Origin of the sequence: Kitasatospora sp. NPDC058965 (assembly GCF_042741245.1) — a bacterium.
GTDB lineage: Bacteria > Actinomycetota > Actinomycetes > Streptomycetales > Streptomycetaceae > Kitasatospora.
Window position 1 is genome coordinate 1 of the sequence record NZ_JBHYKG010000294.1, and the last position, 10,379, is coordinate 10,379.

The 10,379-nt window shown below is 74.9% G+C and carries 10 protein-coding genes; 5 read left to right on the forward strand and 5 right to left on the reverse strand.

What is annotated here, in order from left to right:
• Window positions 1-221: carboxyl transferase domain-containing protein (locus ACFW1A_RS32820; protein WP_380415423.1), on the reverse strand; the 221-nt coding region annotated here is incomplete at its 3' end.
• A 161-nt stretch (window positions 222-382) separates the two neighbouring features.
• Between ACFW1A_RS32820 and ACFW1A_RS32825 the strand changes: the two genes are divergently transcribed.
• From ACFW1A_RS32825 to ACFW1A_RS32835, 3 genes are all read left to right on the forward strand, one after another.
• Window positions 383-709 carry a hypothetical protein gene (locus tag ACFW1A_RS32825; RefSeq protein WP_380415425.1) on the forward strand — a complete coding sequence of 109 codons (327 nt, stop codon included), beginning with the start codon at window positions 383-385 and terminating at the stop codon, window positions 707-709.
• A 138-nt stretch (window positions 710-847) separates the two neighbouring features.
• The gene (locus tag ACFW1A_RS32830) at window positions 848-2,650 is read left to right on the forward strand and encodes a fatty acyl-AMP ligase (RefSeq protein WP_380415427.1); all 1,803 of its coding nucleotides are present in this window, start codon (window positions 848-850) and stop codon (window positions 2,648-2,650) included.
• A gap of 75 nt (window positions 2,651-2,725) precedes the next feature.
• On the forward strand, window positions 2,726-3,331 hold the full coding sequence (locus tag ACFW1A_RS32835; protein ID WP_380415429.1) for a DNA-binding response regulator: 606 nt from the start codon (window positions 2,726-2,728) through the stop codon (window positions 3,329-3,331).
• A 7-nt stretch (window positions 3,332-3,338) separates the two neighbouring features.
• On the opposite strand, the gene ACFW1A_RS32840 is transcribed toward ACFW1A_RS32835, so the two are convergent.
• The 4 genes from ACFW1A_RS32840 to ACFW1A_RS32855 form a co-directional block, all read right to left on the reverse strand.
• Window positions 3,339-4,478 (reverse strand): sensor histidine kinase, encoded by a 1,140-nt coding sequence (locus tag ACFW1A_RS32840; protein ID WP_380415431.1) that lies wholly within the window; start codon window positions 4,476-4,478, stop codon window positions 3,339-3,341.
• 167 nt (window positions 4,479-4,645) lie between these two features.
• Window positions 4,646-6,154, reverse strand: a complete 1,509-nt coding sequence (locus tag ACFW1A_RS32845; protein WP_380415433.1) for a SagB family peptide dehydrogenase — start codon at window positions 6,152-6,154, stop codon at window positions 4,646-4,648.
• A gap of 58 nt (window positions 6,155-6,212) precedes the next feature.
• On the reverse strand, window positions 6,213-8,504 hold the full coding sequence (locus ACFW1A_RS32850; RefSeq protein ID WP_380415435.1) for a TOMM precursor leader peptide-binding protein: 2,292 nt from the start codon (window positions 8,502-8,504) through the stop codon (window positions 6,213-6,215).
• Window positions 8,504-8,668 carry a hypothetical protein gene (locus tag ACFW1A_RS32855; protein ID WP_380415437.1) on the reverse strand — a complete coding sequence of 55 codons (165 nt, stop codon included), beginning with the start codon at window positions 8,666-8,668 and terminating at the stop codon, window positions 8,504-8,506. Before ACFW1A_RS32855 ends, ACFW1A_RS32850 begins: the two co-directional genes overlap by 1 nt.
• A 276-nt stretch (window positions 8,669-8,944) precedes the next feature.
• Here ACFW1A_RS32855 and ACFW1A_RS32860 point away from each other — a divergent pair, with 276 nt between their 5' ends.
• Window positions 8,945-9,763 carry a BTAD domain-containing putative transcriptional regulator gene (locus ACFW1A_RS32860; protein ID WP_380415439.1) on the forward strand — a complete coding sequence of 273 codons (819 nt, stop codon included), beginning with the start codon at window positions 8,945-8,947 and terminating at the stop codon, window positions 9,761-9,763.
• Window positions 9,764-9,876: 113 nt separating this feature from the next.
• On the forward strand, window positions 9,877-10,379 hold a 503-nt coding region (locus ACFW1A_RS32865; RefSeq protein ID WP_380415441.1), incomplete at its 3' end, for a flavin reductase family protein.

Below are 10,379 nucleotides of genomic sequence, written 5' to 3' on the forward strand. Positions count from 1 at the left end.
GGCTCCACCTCGTGGAACGAACCCTCGTCCAGCAACAGCCCGATCCGCTCACGGGCCGTCAACTTCCCCTTCGCGTGCTGCGCCTCGGTCGCCGCCAGGCTTGGACCGCTGCGCACCTGTTCGCGCAGCACGTGCAACTCGATCACCCGGCCGTGCGCGTCGGTCGGGAGCTCGGGGAGGTCGTCGGTGGTGGACAGCGGGCGCTCGTCGAGGATCGTCATGCCGACGGACGGTAGGAAGCTCCCCTAGAACCGGCCTCGATCCGCCCTCGGCCCCGCCTCGGGCCGCGCCCCGACCCGCCCCGGCGTGTCGCGAGCCGCGCTCCAGCCGCGCTCCAGGCCGCCCCGGCAACCTGCCCGCCCGGACAGGGAGGAGCACGGTTGTGAGCGTCACGCCCCGGGGCAGCTGGCCCCAGCTCATGCGGGTACTGCGGTGGACCGGGTGGGCCCTGGCCCTGGCCGCGGGCGTGCGCGAGTACCTCACCCAGCAGGAGCAGCGCGAGGCCGAGCTGCGGCTGCTGGCCCACGGGGTGCCACTGCGCCGGCTGACCCCGCCGGTGACCCTCGCCCCGCCCGGCCGCCACCACCCGGAGCGGCTGGCCCCCGAACTGCCGCTCAGCCCGCTGGAGCTGCGGCTGCGCCGGGAGCTGGCCCACCTGGACCACCTGCTGCCCGGCCCCGACCCGCGCCGCGCCCAGGAGTGGTCCTAGTCAGGAGTGGTCCTAGTAGGGCTGGCGGCCGGTTTCGAGAGGCCGTCGAGCGCCCTCCAGCAGACTCGTCCGTGCTCGACTTCCGAGCCCCGTGCTCGTCGCCGAGCCCGGGAAACCGACGAGGCTTGGAGGTGCGGTATGCCGCAGGGCCAGAGCCTGGCAGCGGTGCTCGCCGACCGATTCGCCGCGGCGCCCGGGGACACCGCCCTGGTCTTCGCCCCGGACGCCCGCCCGCAGGCCGCCGAGCAGCGGCTGAGCTACGCCGAACTGGACCGCCGGGCCCGCGGCCTGGCGCACTGGCTGGTGGAGCGGGGTGCCCAGGGCCAGCCGGTGCTGATCCCGTTGGACAGCGGCGTGGAGTTCGCGGTCGCCGTGGTCGGCTGCCTGTTCGCCGGCGCCGTCGCCGTCCCGGTGCCGCCGCCCGGCACCTCGCGGGCCGCCACCGAACGCACCGCGGCGATCGTCAAGGAGTGCGCCCGCACCGTGGTGCTGACCGACCGCGCGCACGCCGCCGAGCTCTCCCGGCTGCTGGCCGACGCCGACCGCGGTTCGCTGCTCTGCCGCGCGGTGGAGACGCTGCCCGGGGCGGCGCCCGACGACTGGTCGCCGCCGGAGCTCGATCCCCAGGACCCGGCGCTGATCCAGTACACCTCCGGCACCACCGCCGCCCCGCGCGGGGTCCTGGTGAGCCACGCCAACCTGCTGGCCACCATGACCGCGATCCAGCAGGCGCTGGGCACCCACCGCGGCTCCCGGATCGGCGGCTGGCTGCCCGGCTACCACGACCTCGGCCTGATCGGGCAGCTGCTGCACCCGCTCTGGCTGGGCGCCACCGCCGTGCTGCTGCCGGTGCACAGCTTCCTGGTCGAGCCGGCCCGCTGGCTGCACGCGATCGACCGGTACGGCATCACGGTGGCCGCCGCTCCCGACTCCGCCTACGCGCGCTGCGCCACCGAGGTGACGCCCGATCAGCTGACGGGCCTCGACCTGTCCCGCTGGGAGGTGGCGGTGAACGCCGCCGAGCCGGTCGCGGCCGTCACCCTGGAGCGGTTCGCCGAGCGCTTCGCCCCCGCCGGACTGCGCCCGCGGGCCCTGGTCACCGGCTACGGGCTGGCCGAGGCGAGCCTGCTGGTCGCGGTCAGCGCACCGGGCGCCGCCCCGGTCTTCGCGGCCGACCCGTCGGCGCTCGGCCGGGGCCGGCTGCGCCCGGCCGCCCCGGGCGGTCCGGCCCGCCGACTGGTCGGCTCCGGGCGCCCGCACGGCGTGGAGCTGCGGATCGTCGACCCGGGCAGCCGCGCCGAGCTGGCCGACGGCGAGACCGGTGAGATCTGGGTGCGCGGACCGGCCGTCACCGCCGGGTACCACCAGCGCCCGCTGGAGACCGCCGAGTCGTTCCGGGCCTGCACCGCGGGCGGCGCCCGCGGCTTCCTGCGCACCGGCGACCTGGGGGTGCTGCAGGACGGCGAGCTCTACGTCACCGGCCGGCTCAAGGACCTGCTCAAGGTGGCCGGACGCGGCCTGCACCCGCAGGAGGTGGAGCGTCAGCTGGCGGCCTGCGGGACCCAGTTCGGGTCCGCCGCGGTCTTCGCCCCCGGTCCCGACGAGCGGGTGGTGGCGGTCCAGGAGGTCCGGTTCGGCGGCCGCGGCGGCACCGATCTGCCGGGGATCGCGCAGCGGGTGCGGGGCTGCCTGGCCGAGGAGTTCGGCGGCGCGGTCGGCGGGGTGCTGCTGGTGCGGCCGGGCACGGTGCGCCGGACCACCAGCGGCAAGGTGCAGCGGTCGATGATGCGCGAGCTCTTCCTTCGCGGCGAACTGCGGCCGCTGCATGCGGAACTGGACCCGGACCTGACCCCCGGCCGTACCGCTGGGTCACCCAGGTGGCAGTCGCAGACGCCAGCACCAAGACCCGGGCAAGCCCCTGACGTGGCGTTTCACACCTAGGACAGACCCTCGTCCAGGCCCCGTTCGCCCGTTAGAGTCAGGCGCGACTACTGAGCGTGCTCTAGGGGGAGCCGAATGATCCGCATCTTGATAGCCGAGGACATGCAGGTGCTGCGCAGCGCCCTGGTTGCGCTGCTGGAGCTGGAGCAGGACCTGGAAGTGGTCGCCGAACTGGGCTCGGGCGCCGAGGTGGTGGCCAGGGCACTGGCCACCGCACCGGACGTCGCGGTGCTCGACATCGACCTGCCGGGGCTGGACGGGATCAGCGCCGCGGCCGCCCTGCACGAGGCCCTCCCCAGCTGCCGCACGCTGATCCTCACCAGCCTGGGCCGGCCCGGGAACCTGCGCCGGGCGATGTCCGCGCAGGTGGCCGGGTTCCTGCTGAAGGACATCGAGCCCAGCCAGCTGTCCGCCGCGATCCGCACCGTGGCGGCCGGCGGCCGGGCGGTGGACCCGGTGCTGGCCCTGGCCGCCCTGGACACCGAGGCCACCCCGCTGACCGGCCGGGAGCTGGAGGTGCTGCGGCTGGCCGCGGAGGGCGCCGAGGCCGGGCAGATCGCCGCGAAGCTCTTCCTCTCCCCCGGCACCGTGCGCAACTACCTGACCACCGTCGTCAGCAAGCTGAACGCGCGCAACCGGGTGGACGCGATCCGGATCGCCCGGGAGGCGGGCTGGCTCTGACCCGGGCTCAGGCGACGGCCAGCGAGAGCTGGGCCTCGGCCGGGACCGCCTCGGGCACCTTGGCGAGCTCGATCGAGGCCTGCAGCCGGAACCAGCCGTCGGTGCCCTGGGCCGCCGTCAACTCGCCGCCCAGCGCGCCGACCCGGGTGGTGAGGTTGCCGATCCCGCTGCCGCCGTTGTCGGTGCGCTCGGCCACGCGCTGCGGCTGTACCCGCCCGGCGCCGTCGTTCTCCAGGCCGAACCGGACCACGTCGCCGTCGTTGACCGTCTCGATCAGGCACTGCTCGACCCGGCTGTGCCGCAGCATGTTGGTCAGCCCCTCGCGCAGCACGGTGGCCAGCACGGTCTCCACCTGCGGCGGCAGCGGCTCGTGCGCGAGCCGCACCTGGGTGCGGATGCCCAGCGTGGTGAGCATCGAGCGGGCCTCCTCCACCTCGTCGACCAACGACATGTCGCGGTAGCCGCGGGCCACCGCCCGCACGTCGGAGAGCGCCTGCCGGGCCGTCTGCAGGATCTCGGTCAGCTCGGCCTGGGCCAGCTCCGACTGGCTGGGCACCAGGCGGTAGGCCAGTTCGCACTTGAGGGTGATCGCCGACAGGCTGTAGCCCAGCAGGTCGTGCAGGTCGCGGGCGAACCGCAGCCGCTCCTGGGCCACCGCCAGACGGGCCAGTTCGGCCCGCGAGCGGTGCACCTCGGCCACGATGTCGGTCAGCCGGGACAGGCCGAAGACCACCAGCCCGTTGGTGACGGTGGCCACGCTGATGTAGAAGCCGTCCTCCGGGCCGAAGCCGTGCTGCATCATCAGCAGGTTGCTGCCCACCACCACCAGGCCGAAGCTCGGCCAGGCCAGCCGGGCCGGCAGCATCAGCAGCAGGGTGCCGGCCAGGAAGCTCGGGATCCCGATCCAGGCGTGCCCGAACACCGAGAACGGCGCGTAGGTCAGGAACGCCTGCAGCAGCAGGGTGAGCGGCCAGTACCTGGTCAACCGGGGGGCCAGCCGGGGGAACGAGTGCACCAGCTGGATGCCGAGCAAGACCAGCAGCGTCATCAGCGCCCCGATCAGGGTGGCCACGGTCGGCCGACCGGCGCGGACGTACGTCATCGCGATCGCGACGTAGCCCGAGAAGACCGCGGCGGTGATGGTCATCGCCATTCTCGGAGCCAGTTGCTGCCCGTCGCGGACCAACCGCTTGGACGTCGCCTGTGGTGATGCTGTGGCGTTCAAATGTCCCCCATTGACACTCGCATCGGCCGAACCCGCGGACGATCGTACGGTAAGAGTCCTGCTACGGCGCGGATCTGGCTCGATTTGAGCTACCGGGCGATGCCACAGCGTAGTGGGATCGAGCGGGCCGGTGCGCCGACCACGAACTCCCCGACGCTCGACTCCACCGGCCAGTCCAGGCCGAAGGCGCGCGCAGCCGAGTCCGAGTCGCCGGCCGCCAGCGCGCAGCCGCCCAGGCCCATCGCGGTGGCCACCAGGTAGAAGTTCTGCAGCAGCACGCCCACGTCCTTGAGCAGGCTGGCGTAGGCGATGCCGCTGAACGCGTGCATCACCCGCCGGAACCGCGCGGTGAAGACGATCAGCAGCGGCGGCCGGGCGGCCGAGTCCACCGCCGTCTGCGCCGCACCGATCAGCTCCTCCACCGCCTTGGGCGAGCCCGCCAGCGGCCGCAGCCGGTGGCCGAACGGATCGTAGTGGTAGGCGCCGGGGGCCAGTTCGGTGCCGTCGGCGACCACCAGGTAGACCTCCAGCGCGTACACCGCCCCGGTGCTCGGGTACGGCCGGTCGGTGCGCGGCAGCGCCGGCGGGTCGCCCGCCGCCGCCTCCCGGGCGGCCCGCACCCGGGCCGCCCGGAAGAGCAGTTCGCCGATCTGGTGCACCGTCAGCTTCTCGGCGGCGAACTCGCGCACCGAGTGCCGCCGCTCCAGCACCTCGGTGAACGAGGGGTCGTTCTCGGCCAGTGCGGCCAGGTCCGGCCGGTGCAGCTCGATCGCCGCGCCCGACGCCGTGACCGGCTCGGGCACCGGGGTCGCGCCGTGCGGGTAGCTGGCGCCGAGGTCCCGGTCGTGCCGACCGGCCCGGCTGCGCGAGTGGGCCATCAGCTCGTCGGGCGACCAGTGCGCCAGCCGCGGGTCCCGGTCCTCGGCGAACTCCGGCTTGGCCCCGGGCAGTTCGCGGGCCACCACGGCGACCCCGGCAGCCACCAGGTAGCCCGCCGCACCCGCCACCAGGTGCCGCGGCAGCCCGACCACCTCCTCGGCGGCGGGCAGCGGCTCGGCGCCGTCCAGCAGCCCGAGCACCCGCATCGCCTCCGGGCGGTGCAGCTCCACCCGGTGGTCGGCGATCGGGGACTCCACCTGCAGCCCGCCGGCCGCGTACCGCAGCACCGCGAACCGGGACAGCCGCACCCGCCGGCCCGGCGGCAGCGGGGCCGGCCGGCAGCGTGCGCCGGGCGTCAGCGGCACCAGCGAGAGCAGCGGCGTGCCGCCGTAGGCCAGCGACCGGACCACGGCCCCGCGCAGCCGGTCCAGGTCGGCCAGCAGCGCCCGCACCTCGGGGTCGGCGCCGTCCGCGCCCGGCCCGCCCTGCGGCGGGTCGACCGGGAAGCCGGGCAGCACGTTGGCCAGCGACACCGGGCCCAACTGCATCCGCTTGAGCGCCTCGTGCAGCGCGGCCGAGGGGCGCTCGAACCGGACGCTGCCCCAGCGGGTGTGCACCTCGACCGCACCGCCGGGCTCGGTGTCGGCCTCGACCAGCACGTCCGGACGCAGGGACCAGAGTTCGGTGAGCTGCGGGCCGGCCAGACTGTCGATGCGCACGTGGCTTCCTGAGGGCTTCGAGGGTGGGACGTTCGGCGGTGCCGGAACGGCCGGTGGGTCAGAGGAAGAGCGGGACCGGGTTCAGGTCCTGGTAGCGGGTCGGCCCCGCCAGCCTGCCCAGCCGCACCGGAACCTCGAAGAGCCGTCCGGGGGCGTACCGGTTCCAGTGCGAACGCAGGCCCGGGACCAGCACCTTGGCCACCGGCAGGCCGGCCTCCGGCCGGGTCTGGTCGAGCACCAGCAGGTCGAGCCCGGCCCGGTAGAGCCGATCCTCCACCACCGCGAGGTCCTCGCGCAGGTCCCCGCGCACTTCGTAGGAGTGTCGGCCCGCATCGGTGACGGATTGCGTCAGGTCGGGCAGCAGGTAGGGCTGGTTGTCCACGGTGGCGGTCTGCATCCAGCGCAGGATGTCGCGGTCGGCGACGCCGTAGCCGGTGCCGTCGGCGGCGGCTTCCACCACGCCCGGCAGGAGTTGGTTGACCTCGGCGAGCGCGCGGCGCAGCGCCACGGCCGGGTCCAGGTGGGCGCCGAAGCCGAGCATGATGTCCTCGGCCGGCTTGTCGGTGCGCCGCGACAGGGCGGCGAAGACCGGGATGCCCAGGTCGGCGGTGAGGTCCAGCGCCCACACCTCGCGGTGCAGTCCCGCGTGCACGGCGCGCAGTTCGGCGATCCACGGGTCGCGCCAGGCGTCCAGGTCGACCCCGGGGTGCCGGGTGCGGTTGTACCACCAGAGCGCCACCGCGTCCCGCTCGACCAGTTCGAGCGTGCCCTGCAGCACCGCGTCCTCCAGGCTGCCGCCGGCCGCCGCCCCGTTGGAGTTGGGCAGGAAGTAGCGCCGGTCCGGCCGCTGCGGGGAGTTGTAGTAGAGCAGCGCGGTGGGCAGCAGCTTCTGGCAGCCGTCGCGCAGCGACCAGACCGGGGTCCACTCGACCTCGTCCTGCTCGTCGAACGGGTCGGCGACCTGGTGGAAGGCGCCGTGCTCGGCGTTCCAGGCCGCCCGGTCGGCCTGCTGGCGCGGGTCGAAGAGCTGCACCGCGTCCGGGTGCACCACCCGGGCGTCCCGGGCCAGCAACGCCCGGTAGGAGGCCCGCTCGACCGGCTCGCCGCCCTGGCGGTAGCCGGAGAACCGCTCCAGCGCCTCGGCCAGCGCCCCGACCTTGGCCTGCAGCGCGGTCGCGCCCTTGCCGGCCGAGGTGCTGCGCAGCCCCTGGCGGACCGAGGCCAGGCCCTGCTCACCGGCCACCGGGTTGGCCCCGGCGTGGAAGCAGTTGAGGAACGCGGGGCCGCGCGGGTCCCGGCGGATCTCCTGGACCAGGCCGGTCACCGGGTCCACCAGGTGGCCGTAGGTGTCCAGCACCTGCTGCGGGGTCAGTGCCCGGTGGCCGCCGGCGTCGGTGTGCCGCTTGGGCCGCGGGCCGAGCACCACCGGTGCCGCCACCCGGGCCGCGACCAGCGCGGGGTCACCGCAGCCGGGGCACTCCGGGCGCTGCTGGACCGGGTGGTGACGGCCCGTCAGGGAGAGGGTGTCCAGCGACCAGATCGCGTCCTGGTGCGCGTGCCGGTGGCCGGCCAGCCACTTGGCCGCCTCCAGTGCGGCCAGGTGCAGGCCCGCGGCGCGGGCCGCGGGCAGCGCGCTGTCCGGCCGGTCGGCCGGCCCGCGGCGGTCGAGTCGGCGCTGGATGTGCGCCTCGACCTGGCGGCCGCGCCACAGCCGGTCGGCCAGGCACTGCCAGCAGGCTCCCGCCGGGGTGAAGAACGGGCCGATCCACAGCTGCGGTCCGGCCGCGCGGACCGGCAGCAGGGTGCGGCCGGCGGCCCGCTCGGCCGCGGCGAGCTCGCCGAGCCCGGGGTCCAGGTAGTCGCCGCAGAGCACGACGGTCAGGTCCGCCGCGTCACCGCACCCGGCGGCGCGCAGCCCGGCGCCGGCCAGCGCCGCGACCAGCGGTTCGGTCCCGCCCGTCGTCAGCGTCCGGACGCCGACCCGGGCCCGCGCGGTCCGCGCGCTGCTCTCGGCGCCGTCCAGTCCGGCCGCCGCCCAGTAGGCGCGCTCGGCCGCACCGGTCGGGTCCAGCTCCTCGGCCGGGCGCTCGTGCACCAGGCCGGCCGCGGCCAGCTTGGCGGTCAGCCGCGCGGTCTGCTCGGCCGGGATCCGGTCGGCCACCTCGCGCTGCAGGTCGACCAGGCGCCGGGTGCCGTCCAACAGCGGCGCCAGGAGGGCGATCTGCGCCCCGTGCAGGGCGGTCACCTGCTCGTCGGCGAGCACGTAGACGGCCTCGCCGGCCACCGGCTCGACCCGCAGGTGCGGCTTGAAGGCGAGGAAGCGGCCGCCGACCGGGTCCGTCCGGGCCATCAGACGAGCACGGGCCGGGCGGTGGCGACGGCGGTGGAGTAGGCCGAGTCGGCCCGGCAGAAGGTGGCCGTGCACAGGTCCGCGGCCAGCGCGGCCTGCAGGCCGGGGGTGAGGTCCTCGATGAGCAGGTCGTCGTACTCGTACAGCGAAGCGTTCGCAACCATGGTGTGACTCCTGGGGAAGGTGCGGTCCGTGGTGGCCGGCGAGGTCCGTCCGGCGACAGGGAGGAGTCTGTTTTTCCGGGCACGCTCCGGGCCAGTGCCCCCGTCACGCGGTGGGGATGAATGATTCACGGGTCGACCCGGGTGAATCGCACACCGGGTTCGGGAACCCGGCACTGGTGGACGCCCAGGCTGCTCGACCACCCTGGAGGGGCCGCCGAACCTGACTGGGAGGGCGGTTGAGTGCCAGTCAGACCGACGGCATTACGGAGGGAAGCCATGGAGATCAACGTCCTCGGTCCGCTGAGCGCGCACGCCGCCGGTGGTTCCATCGTGCCGAGCGCGGGCAAGCCGCGACAGGTGCTCGCCCTGCTGGCCCTGTACGCCAACCAGGTGGTGCCGGTGCCGACCCTGATGGAGGAGCTGTGGGGCGCCGACATGCCGCGCAGCGGCCTGACCACGCTGCAGACCTACATCCTGCACCTGCGCCGGATGCTCGGCAGCGCGCTCGGCCCGGACTCGCTGTACAGCGCCAAGGAGGTGCTGGCCACCCGGCACGGCGGCTACCTGCTGCAGATCCAGCCGGGCGCGGTCGACGTGCACGAGTACGACCGGCTGGCGGAGCTGGGCCGGGAGGTCGGCCAGTGCGGGGACGACGCGGCGGCCGCGCAGTACTACCGCGAGGCGCTGGCCGTCTGGCGCGGTCCGGCGCTGGTGGACGTCCGGGTCGGCCCGGTGCTGGAGATCGAGCTGGCCCGGCTGGAGGAGAGCCGGCTGCGGGTGCTGGAGCGGCGGATCGAGGCCGACCTGCGACTGGGTCGGCACGCCGACCTGGTGCCCGAGCTGACCGGCCTGATCGGCCGCCACCCGCTGCACGAGGGGCTGCACGCCCAGTGCATGGCCGCGCTGTACCGCTCCGGACGGCAGTGGCACGCACTGGAGGTGTACCAGGGCCTGCGCGGCCACCTGGTGGAGGAGCTGGGCCTGGAGCCCTCGCTGCGGCTGCGCAAGCTGCACCAGGCGATCCTGGCCGGCGACCCGGCGCTGGACGCCCCGGACGGGCAGCGCCAGCCGATCCTGGACCTGTTCGCCGCCTGATCCGGGCCCGCCTTCGAGGGCGGTTCCAGCACCGCTCCACGGAGCTCGCCCAGGCTCGGCCGCACGCGCGGCGACCGGTCGCGCGAACCGAACGAGAACGGCGGTGAAGCGGGATGGCGGTGGACGCAGGGCGGTTCCGGGAGATCTTCGGCTCCTTCCCGACGGCGGTGGCGATCGTCACGGCCCTGGACGAGGCGGGGGAGCCCAAGGGCTTCACCTGCAACGCGGTCAGCGCGGTGTCGGTCGACCCGGCGCTGCTGCTGGTCTGCGTGGACAAGGGCTCGCGCAGCCTGCCGGCGCTGCGCCACTCGGGCGCCTTCGTGGTGCACTTCCTGGGCGAGGACGGGCAGCAGGCCTCGGACCGGTTCGCCGGCCGCGGCGACGACAAGTTCGCCGGCCAGGACTGGTACCCGTCGGCGGCGGCCGGCGGGGCCCCGGTGCTCACCGGGGTGGCGCTGGCGCACGCGGAGTGCGTGGTGGTGCAGCAGGTGGAGGCGGGCGACCACTGGATCCTGATCGCCCGGGTCGAGGAGGGCGAGGTGCACCCGAGCCGCCCGCTGCTCTACCACCGGCGCGGGTACCACGTCTGGGACGCGGTGCCGGAGCTGGCGTACAG